Origin of the sequence: Vibrio sp. 10N.286.49.E11 (genome assembly GCF_041469505.1) — a bacterium.
Classification (GTDB): Bacteria; Pseudomonadota; Gammaproteobacteria; order Enterobacterales; family Vibrionaceae; genus Vibrio; species Vibrio crassostreae_C.
In genome coordinates, this window is record NZ_JBFRKQ010000083.1 from 1 (window position 1) to 15,233 (window position 15,233).

The following is a 15,233-nucleotide window of genomic DNA, read 5'->3' on the forward strand; positions in this document are numbered from 1 at the left end:
TGCTCGGCGCACAACAAAAACGCCTCAAGCAATGCTTGAGGCGTTTTTTTATAAGTTAAACTTTTCTATGACTTAACCTTTCGAAAGGTTAGGGTCTAGTGGGCTGACGTAACCAGACGGTTTAAGAGCCAACACATCACAGTTAATCTTATCGATAACATGTTCCGCGGTATTACCAATAAACACGGCAGACAAGCCAGTACGACCCGTTGTACCCAGAATCACCATCGCAGCGTTATTTTCAGAAGCGACGCGAGGAATAACATCTTCTGGCAAGCCTTGTTCAACCACAGTTTGTTCTTCACACATACCGTGCTTCTGGCGCAATGCTTTCATTGCCGTTAAGTGATGGCCACGAACCGCATCGGTATAAGACGTTGGATCAAACTCTGGCAGTTCAATGGTAATATTCGCAGGTGTCACAGGGTAGGCATTCACCAAGAACGGTTCCGCATCCAAACGACCGGTGATCTCTAGCAATCTGTCGACCATCGTATCGTTAAGCTCTAAATGAGCTTCTGTTTCAGAACCTACATGAACTGAAGCAAAAATCTTCGCGTGATCTGGCCAGAAATCGTTTTTAACCAATAGCACTGGGCTAGGGCACTTTCTCAACAGATGCCAATCGGTTGGAGTGAAGATGACAGATTCCAAAGTATCGTGTTTACGCGTACCTTTGATTAAGATGTCGTGCTCACCACTGTAAACCTCGGCAATGATCGCTTCGTATGGGCGGTTATGCCAAACCACTTGTACATTAAATTCAATAGAATCATCTAGGTAAGGTTCTGCGACTTTATTCATCCAAATTTCGCGTTGATGAATTACGCCTTTGCGCATTGCGTCTCTTTCATCGATAGAGAGCATAGATGTCATTTCATACGAGAAGTCGTATATCGACAAAAAGAAAGTGATGTGGCTTGTTGAGGTGCTTTTCTTAGCAAGTTGGATAGCACGAAATAGAGCAGGCTGCTCATCGTGATTAATGTCTGCGACAACTAAAATTTTGTTATAGATACTCATAACTAAGCCTACTTTTCAGACCGAACATATAAATAATGTAGCGTAGTTATGGAGAGATTAAGAGAAATATAAGAGGTTTTAAGAGAGAAACATGATGTAGCTCATTATTGAACTACATCATTGATATCTAGACTATTCTTTTGAAACGCCAGCAAGTTCCATCAACGCATCGTGATCTTCGATAGTGATATATTTGCCTTTAACGCTCAAGATGTCTGCTTTTTGGAAACGACCTAGAAGACGGCTGATTGTTTCAACAGTCAAACCAAGGTAGTTACCAATATCACCACGAGTCATCGTTAGGCGGAACTCACGCGGGCTGAAGCCACGTTGAGAGAAGCGAGTAGAAAGGTTGTAAAGGAATGCAGCAAGGCGCTCTTCCGCGTTCTTCTTAGAAAGAAGCAGAATCATTTCTTGGTCACCTTTAATCTCGTTACTCATCAGGCGCATAATTTGCTGACGCAATTTAGGCATTTTTCCTGATAGGTCATCAAGAATCTCATATGGGATTTCACATACCATAGAAGTTTCTAGCGCTTGTGCGAAACTAGGGTGTTGGTCACCAGTAATCGCATCGAAGCCAACAAGATCGCCCGCTAGGTGGAATGCAGTAATCTGCTCATCACCTTGCTCGGTAATCGTGTAGCTCTTGATCGTTCCAGAGCGAATAGCATATAGAGATTTAAGCTCGTCACCGGCTTTAAATAACTCTTGGCCTTTTTGAATAGGCTTTTTTCTCTCAATGATCTGATCAAGTTGATCGAGTTCAGATTCATTCAAAGTAAACGGAATACAGAGCTGGCTAATACTACAATCCTGGCAATGGATCGCACAGCCACCAGACTGAACACGTTTCGTCACAGGCTTTTCAGAAATCATAACAATCTTTCACTATTTGATATACGTCAATATTTTAGCATTCCTTTATCCAGTTGGGTAGTAAAAAAACCGGATTTAAAGATTACCTATACGGTATAAATAATGAGCTGCAATGCCATATATCCGGTATAGAAACCGTAAAGGAGGATTAAAATTGCGCCTAATTGCCGAAATAAGTCAGCTTGTTGCAGTTTTTTGAGGAAATTAGCGCCCATGCCTACTGTGAGCATTGCTGGAAGCGTACCTAAACCGAAAGCAAGCATGATACCGGCACCGTTGTACCAACTTCCTGATACGGCCGCCCACGTAAGCATTGAGTAAACTAAGCCACATGGTAGCCAACCCCAAATAAAGCCAAACGGCAAAGCGTGGCTAGGGTGCTTCAATGGTAGAAATGATTTACCTAAAGGAGAGATATAGCGCCATAGCTTCTGTCCGACTTTTTCAAAGAACAACAAGCCGAACCACCATTTACCGATATACAAACCTAAGACGATCATAAAGGCAGCAGCAAATAATCGCAGCCAGCCCAGCAGAGCGTTAAAATCGCTTAGCTGACCTATCGAAGAGATTGCACCGCCAATCACACCACCAATCACGGCATAACTTAGCAAGCGGCCTAGGTTATAAAGTAGGGGAATAACAGGGGAAGGTTTACTGTTGCCAATAGAAAGAAGCGACGCAATACCACCACACATTCCCATGCAATGGCCTGCGCCGATCAATCCAACAACAAAGGCTCCGATCCAATCAGGCGTCATCGTTCTTTTTGTCTACGTTAGTTTGGCTTTCGCTGTTGGCTTTCTCATTCTTGACAGGTTTGCTATCAGAATGGTTGTGAGCCTTTTCGTCTTCATCAAACAGAATGTTGTGACCTTGACGTTCTAGGTCTTCAAACTGTTCGCTCTTCACCGCCCATAGAAAAATACCAACAGCGATGCACACCAGAACAATCGCAATGGGGATCAGAATGTATAAACTTTCCATTATTTACCTTGCTCTTTTAAAAGCCTTAACGAGTTAGACACAACAATAATAGAGCTGGCAGACATGCCCACAACGGCAATGTATGGAGCAACCAAACCCGCAACGGCCAATGGAAGGATCAGTAAGTTATACCCTAATGACCAAGCTAGGTTTTCACGAATTATCTTACGCGTTTTTAACGCCAAAGTACGCGACTTAAGTAATCTATCAAGCTTATCACCCAACAACACCATATCCGCAGAGGCTTTCGCCACATCCGTACCGCCGCCCATAGCGACAGAAAGGTGAGCACCCGCAAGAATAGGGGCATCGTTTATCCCATCGCCAACCATCATAGTAATGTCACTTGCATCTCGAGAGTTCAAGTAAGCAAGTTTATCTTCAGGTTTTGCGTTAGCAACAATATCAGTAATACCGATCTCTTCAGCAACAGGCTTCGCATTGATCAAAGAATCGCCAGTAAGTAGAGTTGTTTTGATGCCCGCTTCTTTAAATTGCTTAATAAACTCGATGCTTTCTTTACGAATGGGATCTTCATAAGTGAACGTCGCGATATGACGGCCCGCCATCGACAAGTAAATGCCGTTGCTTTCCGATGGTTGAGCTTCGCCTAGAATGAATTCGCTACTACCAATCGCAACTTCTTGGCAGTTCCACTCACCAGTGATGCCTGAACCAATTACGTTATTGACAGACTCTACTTCGATATCATCTGAAATATGAGTCTTAAACGCTTTAGCGATAGGGTGGTTAGCGTGTTGTTCCAGGCTCGCCGCTACTTTGAGACAAGTGTCTTTATCAAGTTCAGCGAAGGTTTCAACTTGGCTGATACGAATATCACCCTCAGTCAATGTACCTGTTTTATCGATGATCAAGTGATTTACTTTGCACAAGGTTTCGAATACGTGGCCTTTGCGCAGCAAAATACCGAAGTTACCCATGCGAGACGTTGAGCAAGTAATCGCCGTCGGTGTTGCAAGTGACAGAGCACAAGGGCACGTTGCGACCAATACCGAAAGCATGATCCAGAAAGCGTCTTCTGGTCGTGTTTGGTGCCAGTAAAACCAAGTACCGAATGAGATGATTAAGATCACCGCAACAAAGTATCGAGCCACAACATCAGCAATTTCTGCAATGCGGGGTTTAGACAATTGCGCTTCGTCTTGCAGGCGAACGATATTGGAAATAACCGAATCCGCTTTTGACGTCATTACTTCCAATTCAAATGATTCATCACCATTCAATGTACCAGCAAAGACGGTATCGCCTTCGTTTTTGACCACATGGATAGATTCGCCAGTCAGCATCGATTCATCGATATGAACTCTGCCAGACAATACTTTGCCATCGGCAGGAATGTGCTCACCCGGTAGAACGCGAATTTGGTCGCCAACTTTTAAGGTTTTGACTGGAACTTGTTCGCCATCTAACGTTGTTGCCATAGCAGGAACGAGCTTAAGCAGGTTACCACTAGCAGCGGCGGCTTTACGACGAGCGCGCATTTCAAGGAAACGACCAAGCAGTAGGAAGAAGGTAAACATCGAGATAGATTCGAAGAATACTTCACCTTTCTCTGTCACCGTTGCGACCAAACTTGCAACGTAGGCAAACAAAAGAGCGATCGACACAGGTACATCCATACCCAATGTTCGACCTTTGAGGCTACGCCACGCGTTGATATAGAAAGGCAATGCAGAGTAGAGCAGAACCGGTGTTGCAAAGATTAAGCTCACCCAACGGAAGTAGCTTTTGAATTCGGGCTCAAGGTTACCAAAGACTTCAAGATAAAGCGCAACAGCCAGCATCATGACCTGCATGGTTGCTAAACCAGCAATGCCAAGACGATAGAGATAATTCTTCATCGATCGATGATAGGCGGCTTCTTGTTGATCAGCCTCAAAAGGTGCGGCTTTGTAGCCTAAGGTATGGATTGCAGACAACAGCTCGCTCAGTTTCGTCTGAGTGTTGTCCCAACTGAGCAGGGCGCGGTTAGTCGTGGTATTAACACGAATACTAACAACCCCTAACTTTGAAGAGACTTGCTTTTCAATAAGCCAAGCACAAGCAGCACAAGAGACACCTTCTAGTGACAATGTCACTTCAGATGTGTTTTCAGAGTTACGGACGAACTCCAATTGAACATCTTCGTTGTCGTAATGACTGAGTGCCAGAAGTTGCTCTGGCACGAGATCCGCTTTTTCAGCTGGAGCGGTACGATATTGGTAGTAAGAGACCAGACCGCTATCAACGATTGTCTGGGCTACGGTTTCGCAACCCGGACAACACATAGGTCGCACCGATCCTAAGATTTCTACTTTAAAATCCGTTTCCGCTGGTACATCTTCACCGCAGTGATAACAGGATTCACACATAAGATTTAGTTCGTTAGTTGAGTAGGAGTATCAATAGGGAAGTTCATGCGACCTTGCACTAACCATTCAGAATCATGCGGAGAAAGCTCGATAAACCATGGACCTTGCATTTCATGATCCAGAGTCAACGTGTAGTTGCCTCTCGCATCAGCGGTCAGTAGCTGAGTAAAATCACGGTCAGGCAGCGTTCGGTGCACGAACATTGCGCTAATAGCAGGGAAGTGGTCTAGTTTGCCTTTGTCGAGAGTAATGATAACTGAGTTACCTTTCTCGCTAACTGAAGCTGATAAGCCAAGCTCTTTAGCAACATTTACTTTCGAAATGTCGACATTAATACCTTTACCTTTTTTATAGTAATCTTCAGTGACAACGTTAACTGAATGGTTGGTAAGTATCGCGACTCGAACCAATGTTAGCATAGAAACGCCAACGGTTAGGAAGATCAAAAACCACGGCCAAAACTGCTTATACCAAGGTTGTTCCATATTATTATTCTCAATATATACAATGAAATAAAACTAATTTTTACAAACACTTAAGGTTATAACTGTAAAAGAAAGACAGCCCCTTAAGAAGGGGCTGTTATTATTATGTTACTCTTTATCTGAGTTGCTGAGGCTCCAGACGTAGGCAGAGACGAGCTGAACCTTATCCTCACCGAGGATGTCCTTCCAAGCCGGCATTACACCAGAACGTCCGTACATGACTGTTTCCGTCACATCAGCGCGAGAATCGCCGAATAGCCAGTCGCGGTCAGTCAGGTCAGGGGCGCCAACAGCAGGGTTACCCTTACCATCAGTACCGTGACACGCTGCACACACTACAAAGCGAGCTTTACCAGCCTCTGCTTCACGTGCGTTTACGCTACGACCAGAAAGGCTAAGCGTGTAGCTAACTACTTCTTTTACGCCTTCTTCGCCAAGAGCGTCTTTCCAACCTGGCATTTGACCGACACGACCATGCATGATGGTAGTAACGATAGCTTGTGGTTCACCACCATATAACCATGCGTCATCAGTTAGGTTCGGGAAACCTTTCTGACCACGTGCATCAGAGCCGTGACACTGAGAACAGTTTTGTAGGAACAAACGTTGGCCCACTTTGATTGCATCGGCATCTGATGCAATGTCAGGGACGGAACGTAGACCATTTTCGTCGTGAGCTAGCTTTCTGAATGCTTCACCAAAGTAGGTGTCTGCATCATCAAGCTCTTTCGCGTATGCGTCTAACTGTTTGTTTGCTTGCGCAGCAGCGATTGCAGAGCGAGACTCTTCTACGCTACGAACTGTTTGGTTTGAACTCGTCCAACCTAGTAGACCTTTAAAGTTGCCAAGGCCTGGGTATAGAGCTAGATAAACAGCTGCAAACACAATTGTGCTAACGAAAAGGTATGTCCACCATTTAGGTAGCGGGTTATTAAGCTCACGAATACCATCGTATTCATGGCCCATATCCTGACCTTCTTCTACACCTGTTTTATCGTTGGAACACCAACGAAGTAAGGCTGCACAGCCAATCAATGTACCGATTGTGATTACTGTTACCCAAATACTCCAGAATGTACTCATTACTTCGTCACTCCTTGATTTTTATCTTTCGCAGGTGCTTCATCAGCGAACACTAGGTTTGCATCTTCGTCGAAGCGCGACTTACGATTTTTACCGAAAGCCCACCAAACGATGCCGATGAAACAAGCAAAAACAGTAACAGTCCAAACACTTTGAAATGTAATAATGTCCATAATTATTCCTTATTTCATTGCGTGGCCAAGCGATTGAAGGTAAGCGATGATTGCATCCATCTCTGTTTTTCCTTCAACATCTTGTTTAGCGTTAGCAATTTGTTCGTCTGTGTAAGGAACACCAAATTGATTACGGAAGATTTCAAGCTTCTGTTTAGTCAATTTGCCATCAAGTACATTCTCAGCAAGCCATGGGAAACCAGGCATGTTTGATTCAGGAACAAGTTCGCGAGGGTCGATAAGGTGAACGCGGTGCCACTCATCAGAGTAACGATCACCAACACGCGCTAAATCAGGACCAGTACGCTTAGAACCCCATAGGAATGGGTGTTCCCAAACGCTTTCGCCAGCTACAGAGTAGTGACCGTAACGTTCAGTTTCAGAGCGGAAAGGACGAATCATTTGGCTGTGACATACGTTACAACCTTCGCGAATGTAGATATCACGACCTTCCATTTCCAGAGCAGAGTAAACACGTAGATTTTCTACAGGTTCAGTAGTCTGCTTTTGGAAAATAAGTGGGGTAATTTCTACTAAAGCACCAAAACTGATAGCAATAACGATAAGAATCGCTAGTAGGCCAACATTCTTCTCTACCAACTCATGGCGATTATTTGAATTTGAGCTCATTCTAAATCTCCTTAAGCCGGTTGAGGGATAGCTTTAAGGCTATCTTTAGGTGCAGAAACAGTTTTGTACGTGTTGTATGCCATTAAGAACATACCAGATAGGAAGATGAAACCACCTAAGAAACGTACAAAGTAGAACGGGTAAGACGCTTCTACAGATTCAACGAAGCTGTAAGTTAATGTACCGTCAGAGTTAACTGCACGCCACATCAGACCTTGCATCACGCCAGAGATCCACATTGCTACAATGTAGAAAACCGTACCAATCGTTGCTAACCAGAAGTGAACATTGATTAGGGATACAGAGTACATACGCTCTTGACCAAATAGTTTAGGAACTAAGTGGTAAACCGAACCGATAGAAACCATTGCAACCCAACCTAACGCACCAGAGTGAACGTGACCGATAGTCCAGTCCGTGTAGTGAGATAGTGCGTTAACCGTTTTAATTGCCATCATTGGGCCTTCGAAAGTCGACATGCCGTAGAATGATAGAGAAACGATTAGGAAACGTAGGATTGGGTCGTAGCGAAGCTTATGCCACGCACCAGATAGAGTCATAATACCGTTGATCATGCCACCCCAAGATGGAGCAAACAGAACCAAAGACATAACCATACCTAGAGATTGAGTCCAGTCAGGAAGTGCAGTGTAGTGTAGGTGGTGAGGACCAGCCCAGATATACAGAGACACGAGAGCCCAGAAGTGAACAATCGACAAACGGTAAGAGTAAACAGGGCGACCAGCTTGTTTAGGAACGAAGTAGTACATCATACCTAGGAAACCAGCTGTCAATAGGAAGCCTACCGCATTGTGTCCGTACCACCATTGCACCATTGCATCGATCGCTCCGGAGTAAATCGAGTACGATTTAAACGCAGAGACAGGAACAGCTAGGCTGTTAACGATGTGCAACACGGCAACCGTGATAATGAAGGCTCCGAAGAACCAGTTTGCTACGTAAATGTGCGATGTCTTACGTTTAATCATGGTTCCGAAGAACACGACCGCATAAGCTACCCACACAAGAGTAATAGCAATATCGATTGGCCATTCAAGTTCTGCGTATTCTTTACCAGAGGTTAAACCTAACGGTAAAGTAATTGCAGCGGACAGGATAATCGCTTGCCAACCCCAAAAGGTAAAGGCTACGAGAGGGCCACCAAAGAGACGCGTCTGACAGGTACGTTGTACAACATAATATGATGTTGCAAACAGCGCACTTGTACCGAACGCAAAAATAACCGCATTAGTATGCAGGGGACGTAAACGACTGTACGTCAACCACGGCGTATCAAAGTTTAGCTGTGGCCAAACTAATTGAGCGGCAATCAAAACACCAACGCCCATACCGACAATACCCCACAAAATTGTAACTAGGGTAAATTGACGGACGACCGTATAGTTGTAGTTTTGTTCAAGCTGCTTTTCTTGGCTCATTTGCATGCTTCCAATTTCTTATTTACTACACTTTACTTCCAACACGACTCACGTCGTAATGCCACCCAAATTAGAAAAGGAAATTCAGCCTATTCAGGGCTTTATTTCCACTTGCTGATTTTAAAAAAAAGTGGCATTTTCAACGCGACACTATACTTGAATTAACAAATCAATGACAGAGTAGTAACCTTACGCTTGGTCTGGAATTGGATTTTTATTTAAAAACTTTGAACTTTGTAACAAGGAGTAAAGATTATAATGGCGGCACAAAAGCTAACAAAAGGCAGGCTTGTTCAAATTATCGTCATGTTGGTTATTTTAATAGCTGCATTTACTTGGAGAACAGTAACATACGATAATAACGAAACAGTAAACTGTATAGTTTCAAAACCTTGTGAATTTGGTATTGATAATCATAATGTTTTAATTTCGGGCGATAACCTAGGGTATTCGATCGAAACATCTAAAACTGGCAAATTTATCATTAGCTATAATGAAAGCGGAATTCTGGAAGAAAAAGGGCCATCAAATTGGCTGTTACAAACTAATGATAAGACCTCCTCAATAACGGTTACATTTCCACAACAGGTGAGCACGTATTCTGTAAACATTTCTAAGGAGTAACAGAGATAAAACTGGGGCACGCCTCGGGTCTTTTGATAGAAATATGTACCAAGTCAGTGAAACACAATGCATTAAAGTGTTATAAAGAGAGCATTAATAAAGTTACCCAGAATCTATGAAATTTCTATCAAAAGTCTCTTACTCCCTAGACGATAAAATCGCAGTAGATGAGTTGCTCAGCGGGGTGGAAAACCCTGACGATATTGCTTGTCTTATTTGCTACTGCACAGAAGAGTATTCGACACTCGCTGTGCAGAGGTATTTCGTAGATGCTCTCCCGAACACTCCCATACATGGCTGTACTACTTGTCACGGCATTATGACCGAAACTGGTTTTCATTCTGGTCCAGTCATTGGCGTCCTCATTATTTATGACTCGGGGATCAACGCCTATGGTACGGGAATCGAACATTTCAGCGACTCCATAGACCGCAGTACCTTCAGCGCGATAGACAAAGCACTCAAAAACGCCAACCGAGAAGGTGAAATTCCTGATCTTATCTTGCTGCATTCCACACCGGGTAACGAAGAAAAGGTGATGGCGGCTATCGATAAGAAATTTGGTACTGAAGTGCCAATTATTGGTGGCAGTGCTGCAGACAATCAGGTTTCAGGAAACTGGAGTATCTTCACCGAAGAGTCGCTGTCTATAAATGGTGTGTCTTTAACAGTAGTGTTTGCGTCTCAGTCCATCTATTCCTCTTTCAGCGCGGGTCATACGCCTACGCGGTATTCAGGCACCGTGACCAAAGTAAGAAACCGAATTTTGTTGGAGATAGACCACAGGCCAGCCGTTACCGTTTACAACGAATGGACTAATTTCCACTTAGGTGGCAGTGATGATGGCTATATCTTCGAAAAGTCGTCAGTCTACCCACTAGGCAGGAAAGTCGGCTCTTCATACGATTACCCATACTTCAAATTGTCTCATTCGATCAGAGAGACGGAGTGCAATGGAATTGAGCTATTCACAGACATCAGTGAAGGCGACACCATCTACTTGATGCAAGGGTCTAAGCAACAGTTGATTAGCCGCGCCGCCAATATCATTCACTCCTCATACTACAACGACATGGATCTTGAAGAGAAACTAGGGGCGATCAATATCTTTTGTGCCGGTCCAATGTTGAACCTTAAACAAGATATGGATGATGTTTGTGACCAAATAAATCAAGCACTTAATGGGCTCCCATACATATGTCCATTTACGTTTGGTGAACAAGGCAGGCTCTATGGTGGCGAGAATGCACACGGGAATTTAATGGTATCGTCTGCAACGTTTTATAGGTTGAAAAAGTAATGGGTTCTGAAGGTCAAGAAGCGCTGCAAGAAGCACGTATTGAACTGCAAAAACTAAAAGCCCGTGAGCGAAAGCTGGCTGAAGAGAACAGGGTGATCTTATCAACCATCTCTGCGATCAGTAAGGCAAGTAACATATCTGAGATATTCTCCAGTCTCGAGTTCGTGCTCAAAAAATACATTAAGTTTGATGACTTTATCGTGGTATCAAGGGTAGGGAACGAAGGCAGTTTCAAAACCCTGCTAAGCAATAACAAAGTCTTCGAACAGATGAATTGGAGTGATTGTGGCAAGTTATCTCGAGTGATCAATGGAGAATGCGCCATCCTTTTTGAACCCAAGTCTCTGGGTGAATTCAATTCCTTACATCCCATTATCCTCGATCAAATCAACTCTGTTCTAATTACTGGTATCGATAGCGGACTAACACAATCCGTCATCATCTTTATCCACTCGAATACCAAGCACTTTAGTATTGAAACTAAGGCCACACTAAACCGTTTTCGACCGTTGATAGAGCGTGCTGTTTTCGATATTGAGAACAAAGAAAAGCTTGAAGCAACCGTTCGAGAACGTACCGCAGAGCTTGTCACAGCAAGAAAAGACGCAGAAAGAGCCAACAAGGCCAAGTCTGAATTCCTCGCGATGATGAGTCATGAATTAAGAACACCGCTAAATGCCATAATTGGCCTAATAGACGCCCTAAAATCCACATCATTGAACGAAGAACAACAGTCTATACTGCTTAATATGAGCACATCATCTGAGCTATTGCTGGCAATTATCAGTGACGTATTGGATTTTTCTAAGATTGAATCTGGGTGTTTCTCGTTGGCTCCTCAATGGAGCAACGTAAGAGACACTGTAACTTTTGTATTATCTGAACAAAAGAAGACAGCAGACGATAAAGGTTTGCCGCTAACAATAACCAGCGATATTCCTGAGGGTGAACTGCATTACATCGACCCGAGCCGCTTGGCACAGATCCTATTTAACTTGATTGGTAACGCGATTAAGTTTACTGAGCATGGGCATGTTCATGTTTCTATAAAGTACCAGCAGAGCTCTTTCTATATAACGGTGGAAGACACAGGGATTGGCATTAGCTCGCAACAACTTTCGTCGCTGTTCAGTCCATTTGTGCAAGCTGATAGCACAATCACACGCAGATTTGGCGGCACAGGTTTAGGCTTGGCAATCACCAAAAGACTGGTTGAGCTGATGCAAGGGCGTATATCGGTAGAGAGTGAACCAGGAAAAGGTTCTAAATTCGAGGTACAGCTGCCAGTACTAACCAGAGTCACGAACAATCTGGCCAACATTGAAGATAATGATTGTCCACGAGATTTAAGAAGCCGTTATTCAGTGTTAGTTGTCGAAGACAACCCAACCAATCAAATGGTGATCAAATTAATCCTAACGCGACAAGGCCACGAAGTTTTCATCGCCAGCAATGGTGAGGAAGCGATTGGCTTTGTGGAAAGAGCCAACGACTCGATAGACATTATTTTAATGGATGTGTCGATGCCGGTAATGGATGGATTAACCACAACCAAATACATGAGAGACGCGAACATCAAAACACCAATCGTCGCGCTAACAGCACACACATCAGTTGAAGACAAATGTTCGTGCTTAGATGTTGGTATGAATGATTTCGTGACCAAGCCAGTAAGAACCAAAGAGATCACAGAAGCAATTGATCGATTGATGCTTGAAGTCTAATAAACGTATTCTTAATCGAAGATTAGGAAATATGTTTATTAGGTATTTTATGGTAAATAGCCTTACTGTTAAATAGAACGCCGATTTGGTAGATAAATAAGAGGCAGGGCATCGCACAAAGATACCTGCCTTATAAATACCAAACACCATTTAACATAATATACATAATACGCAGTCACTGTATGTGAAATCTGAGGGGTTTCAGTGCCTGTTACTCGCGTAATTTTACGTACAGCGCCGCATGAATCTATCTATTTAATTACTGGCTGGCTTTGACTCCGCGTTAATTGGATTAAATCGTGATGGCTTTATCACATGTCTGCTCAAACTTAATTAAGACTTCTAATTACGGATGCCTCTCCAAAGTTAGTCCAGAGTCTCTGCTGGTTGAGTGTTAAAAGCTATTACCCTGATTTTGCTTACCAAAAGAACCTAGATGATTAACGCTTCCACTAACTCTCGGTCTATTGTCCGTACTACCAATAAACTGAAAAGACTTGGTTACTCTTGTTCGCTAGATTTAACGGTCCCAAAAGACCAAGCGAACTCCCGAATCATCTAGTCTTGTTTACCTATGTTGGCTTGTTCTTCACCAAATTGAATCAACTATCAACGTCATCAGTAACATCCGTACTCGTTTTTCAAACCACTAACTTTGAATTTTCTGATGCCCAACGGTCATTGTTACCAAACTGCGTTGCCATCCAAAACGAACTTCTATAAACGACTTGGCTAATCGTAAGTTACAGTGCAAAATAAATTCTATTAACCTCTGTCTGGACTATATTAACTTGTCTCATAACTGCGATAATGACACTTCTATTACCAACAAGTCTTTAAAATCAGATCTTTAGGCTAGTTCTCAATTAGTTAGAGTATCTTTTGTTTGTTAACATATTCTGGAACAGAATAACTTATTATCTTAGAAGGCTTTACATGAAAATCAGTACAATCGCCCTATCGCTATTCACCGCTTTTTTTGGCATCAGCTCGCAGGCGCTTGCTAGTGAAAACGAAAACTCACCTAGAGAGCATGGTCATTTTTATGCTGGTGTTGATATCGGCTTTTATAATGAAACTGAATTAGAATATCGTGGCAGCGCCATTGAAGATTCATCTGATCTATCAGACTTTAGCTATAACTTGGTTGGAGGCTACGAATTCAATACACATGATGTCGTCAAACTGGGGCTAGAAGCCGAGTACCGAAAAATCGGAAAAGTTAGCTATAACGACTTAATGGATATTGAAGGCCATGCTTTCTTCGTAAACATTAAACCAAAGTTTATTGTTGAAGGTGACGTATTAGATCTGTATGTATCTTTATTAGCCGGTGTTGGCTCTATGGATATGGAAGCGAAAGCTTTTGGAGTATCAGACTCTAAGTCTGAAGCAGCCTACCAAGTTGGTGCTGAGCTTGGTGCGATGGTAACAGACAACATCGATATCCATATTGGTTACCGCTATGCAAACGTTGAAATTGAATCCATCGATGTGTCACCTCAAACCGCTTACCTAGGTGCAAGGTACCACTTCTAAACTTGATTCACTCGTAGGCTCAATACTACTAAAGCCGTCCTTTTAAAGCTCGGCTTTAATTTTGATCACCTATTTCCCTACTCGACCTCTACTTTGACAAGACAATTCAATCATAAATAAAGTTACGTTGTATCTTCTGTAAAAAGTTACAACTTGAAAGCTTTGCCCTAACGCAAAATAAACCACTTTAACAGGCTACTATTTCGTGTTTAAATTTTGATCTATCAAACAGTTATACGAATAAATTTGGTGATTAAGCAATCAAATGCTATGCATTCAATCCTTAAAAATAAATTAAAGTGTTAACATCAGGCAATTTTGTAAACTAGGTGTTTGATATGTTGCCTAAACTTTATAAGTTCAGATCGCTCCACGACAGAAACATACAATCTATTTCCGAGTGTTCGTTGTGGTTTGATTACGCTAAAACTTTTAATAACCCTTTTGAATCTAACCACGCATTCAACAAAGAGCTTCAACAAAACTTTAAGATCATGTGTTTCTCTCAGTCGAACGACCACCCAATACTATGGTCGCAGTATGGTGACAACTTTAAAGGCATGTGTATCGAGTATGATCTCAACTGCTATAACGGCGAGGCCAATCTCAACTGTTTTGAAGTCCAGTATGAAGACGAACCGAATATGTTCCGCCCGGCATCGCTAAGAGGTTTACAAACATCAAGACTGGGAGCTGAGATATTCAAAACTAAGCATTCTAATTGGCGTTATGAAAAGGAATACCGCTGGGTATTACCTGATGACGAGATGATCGGAAATAAACTCTACCTTAATAGAGAGTGCCTAAGCTCGGTGATTCTGTCAGAGCACGCTCCTGCCGACAGGAAATTGAAAGTTCTGATGACTTGCCAGCGCCTTGGTATCCCTGTTAAACACGCAATAGCAAAGCAAGAGTCGTTTACCTTCGAAGTGGTCAGTTAAGTAGAGTGTAATCCGTAAACGCCCCATGAACCTA

At 42.9% G+C, this 15,233-nt stretch carries 15 protein-coding genes; 5 read left to right on the top strand and 10 right to left on the bottom strand.

The genetic code is table 11. From position 1 onward, the window contains the following. Nucleotides 1-72 precede the first annotated feature (72 nt). The 10 genes from uspE to ccoN all read right to left on the bottom strand — a co-directional run bounded on the left by uspE (nt 73) and on the right by ccoN (nt 9,077). Nucleotides 73-1,023 carry a universal stress protein UspE gene (uspE, locus tag AB4167_RS19125; protein ID WP_017066876.1) on the bottom strand — a complete coding sequence of 317 codons (951 nt, stop codon included), beginning with the start codon at nt 1,021-1,023 and terminating at the stop codon, nt 73-75. Nucleotides 1,024-1,155: 132 nt separating this feature from the next. Further along, the gene (locus AB4167_RS19130; RefSeq protein WP_017059637.1) at nt 1,156-1,902 is read right to left on the bottom strand and encodes an FNR family transcription factor; all 747 of its coding nucleotides are present in this window, start codon (nt 1,900-1,902) and stop codon (nt 1,156-1,158) included. A gap of 86 nt (nt 1,903-1,988) precedes the next feature. Beyond that, nucleotides 1,989-2,663: a sulfite exporter TauE/SafE family protein gene (locus AB4167_RS19135; RefSeq protein ID WP_048612084.1), complete on the bottom strand. Its 675-nt coding sequence runs from the start codon at nt 2,661-2,663 to the stop codon at nt 1,989-1,991. After that, on the bottom strand, nt 2,653-2,889 hold the full coding sequence (ccoS, locus tag AB4167_RS19140) for a cbb3-type cytochrome oxidase assembly protein CcoS (protein WP_017059639.1): 237 nt from the start codon (nt 2,887-2,889) through the stop codon (nt 2,653-2,655). The genes AB4167_RS19135 and ccoS overlap by 11 nt, the downstream gene beginning before the upstream one ends. Beyond that, the gene (locus tag AB4167_RS19145) at nt 2,889-5,261 is read right to left on the bottom strand and encodes a heavy metal translocating P-type ATPase metal-binding domain-containing protein (protein ID WP_029235332.1); all 2,373 of its coding nucleotides are present in this window, start codon (nt 5,259-5,261) and stop codon (nt 2,889-2,891) included. Before AB4167_RS19145 ends, ccoS begins: the two co-directional genes overlap by 1 nt. Nucleotides 5,262-5,266: 5 nt before the next feature. Then, nucleotides 5,267-5,746, bottom strand: coding sequence for a FixH family protein (locus AB4167_RS19150; RefSeq protein ID WP_017059641.1), 480 nt, complete (start codon nt 5,744-5,746; stop codon nt 5,267-5,269). 108 nt (nt 5,747-5,854) lie between these two features. Continuing rightward, nucleotides 5,855-6,829: a cytochrome-c oxidase, cbb3-type subunit III gene (gene ccoP / locus AB4167_RS19155; protein ID WP_017063857.1), complete on the bottom strand. Its 975-nt coding sequence runs from the start codon at nt 6,827-6,829 to the stop codon at nt 5,855-5,857. Beyond that, nucleotides 6,829-7,002, bottom strand: coding sequence for a CcoQ/FixQ family Cbb3-type cytochrome c oxidase assembly chaperone (locus tag AB4167_RS19160; RefSeq protein ID WP_004733679.1), 174 nt, complete (start codon nt 7,000-7,002; stop codon nt 6,829-6,831). Before AB4167_RS19160 ends, ccoP begins: the two co-directional genes overlap by 1 nt. 9 nt (nt 7,003-7,011) lie before the next feature. Further along, nucleotides 7,012-7,632 (bottom strand): cytochrome-c oxidase, cbb3-type subunit II, encoded by a 621-nt coding sequence (ccoO, locus tag AB4167_RS19165; protein WP_017059643.1) that lies wholly within the window; start codon nt 7,630-7,632, stop codon nt 7,012-7,014. A gap of 11 nt (nt 7,633-7,643) precedes the next feature. Further along, nucleotides 7,644-9,077, bottom strand: a complete 1,434-nt coding sequence (gene ccoN / locus AB4167_RS19170) for a cytochrome-c oxidase, cbb3-type subunit I (RefSeq protein WP_009846707.1) — start codon at nt 9,075-9,077, stop codon at nt 7,644-7,646. A 252-nt stretch (nt 9,078-9,329) separates the two neighbouring features. On the opposite strand from ccoN, the gene AB4167_RS19175 reads away from it, so the two are divergent. From AB4167_RS19175 to AB4167_RS19195, 5 genes are all read left to right on the top strand, one after another. Next, nucleotides 9,330-9,695 carry a hypothetical protein gene (locus AB4167_RS19175; RefSeq protein ID WP_372136907.1) on the top strand — a complete coding sequence of 122 codons (366 nt, stop codon included), beginning with the start codon at nt 9,330-9,332 and terminating at the stop codon, nt 9,693-9,695. 115 nt (nt 9,696-9,810) lie between these two features. Continuing rightward, nucleotides 9,811-10,995 carry an FIST signal transduction protein gene (locus AB4167_RS19180; protein ID WP_372136908.1) on the top strand — a complete coding sequence of 395 codons (1,185 nt, stop codon included), beginning with the start codon at nt 9,811-9,813 and terminating at the stop codon, nt 10,993-10,995. Next, entirely contained in the window at nt 10,995-12,719 is a 1,725-nt protein-coding gene (locus AB4167_RS19185; RefSeq protein ID WP_372136909.1) for an ATP-binding protein, read from the top strand. The genes AB4167_RS19180 and AB4167_RS19185 overlap by 1 nt, the downstream gene beginning before the upstream one ends. Nucleotides 12,720-13,655: 936 nt before the next feature. Continuing rightward, the gene (locus AB4167_RS19190) at nt 13,656-14,258 is read left to right on the top strand and encodes a porin family protein (protein WP_017059668.1); all 603 of its coding nucleotides are present in this window, start codon (nt 13,656-13,658) and stop codon (nt 14,256-14,258) included. A gap of 338 nt (nt 14,259-14,596) precedes the next feature. Further along, nucleotides 14,597-15,199: a DUF2971 domain-containing protein gene (locus AB4167_RS19195; protein WP_137002462.1), complete on the top strand. Its 603-nt coding sequence runs from the start codon at nt 14,597-14,599 to the stop codon at nt 15,197-15,199. The last annotated feature ends 34 nt before the right edge of the window (nt 15,200-15,233 follow it).

What these genes read in the sequence shown, in the direction of transcription:
- uspE (WP_017066876.1), bottom strand. Translation starts at nt 1,023, where the DNA reads ATGAGTATCTATAACAAAATTTTAGTTGTCGCAGACATTAATCACGAT.
- AB4167_RS19130 (WP_017059637.1), bottom strand. Translation starts at nt 1,902, where the DNA reads ATGATTTCTGAAAAGCCTGTGACGAAACGTGTTCAGTCTGGTGGCTGT.
- AB4167_RS19135 (WP_048612084.1), bottom strand. Translation starts at nt 2,663, where the DNA reads ATGACGCCTGATTGGATCGGAGCCTTTGTTGTTGGATTGATCGGCGCA.
- ccoS (WP_017059639.1), bottom strand. Translation starts at nt 2,889, where the DNA reads ATGGAAAGTTTATACATTCTGATCCCCATTGCGATTGTTCTGGTGTGC.
- AB4167_RS19145 (WP_029235332.1), bottom strand. Translation starts at nt 5,261, where the DNA reads ATGTGTGAATCCTGTTATCACTGCGGTGAAGATGTACCAGCGGAAACG.
- AB4167_RS19150 (WP_017059641.1), bottom strand. Translation starts at nt 5,746, where the DNA reads ATGGAACAACCTTGGTATAAGCAGTTTTGGCCGTGGTTTTTGATCTTC.
- ccoP (WP_017063857.1), bottom strand. Translation starts at nt 6,829, where the DNA reads ATGAGTACATTCTGGAGTATTTGGGTAACAGTAATCACAATCGGTACA.
- AB4167_RS19160 (WP_004733679.1), bottom strand. Translation starts at nt 7,002, where the DNA reads ATGGACATTATTACATTTCAAAGTGTTTGGACTGTTACTGTTTTTGCT.
- ccoO (WP_017059643.1), bottom strand. Translation starts at nt 7,632, where the DNA reads ATGAGCTCAAATTCAAATAATCGCCATGAGTTGGTAGAGAAGAATGTT.
- ccoN (WP_009846707.1), bottom strand. Translation starts at nt 9,077, where the DNA reads ATGCAAATGAGCCAAGAAAAGCAGCTTGAACAAAACTACAACTATACG.
- AB4167_RS19175 (WP_372136907.1), top strand. Translation starts at nt 9,330, where the DNA reads ATGGCGGCACAAAAGCTAACAAAAGGCAGGCTTGTTCAAATTATCGTC.
- AB4167_RS19180 (WP_372136908.1), top strand. Translation starts at nt 9,811, where the DNA reads ATGAAATTTCTATCAAAAGTCTCTTACTCCCTAGACGATAAAATCGCA.
- AB4167_RS19185 (WP_372136909.1), top strand. Translation starts at nt 10,995, where the DNA reads ATGGGTTCTGAAGGTCAAGAAGCGCTGCAAGAAGCACGTATTGAACTG.
- AB4167_RS19190 (WP_017059668.1), top strand. Translation starts at nt 13,656, where the DNA reads ATGAAAATCAGTACAATCGCCCTATCGCTATTCACCGCTTTTTTTGGC.
- AB4167_RS19195 (WP_137002462.1), top strand. Translation starts at nt 14,597, where the DNA reads ATGTTGCCTAAACTTTATAAGTTCAGATCGCTCCACGACAGAAACATA.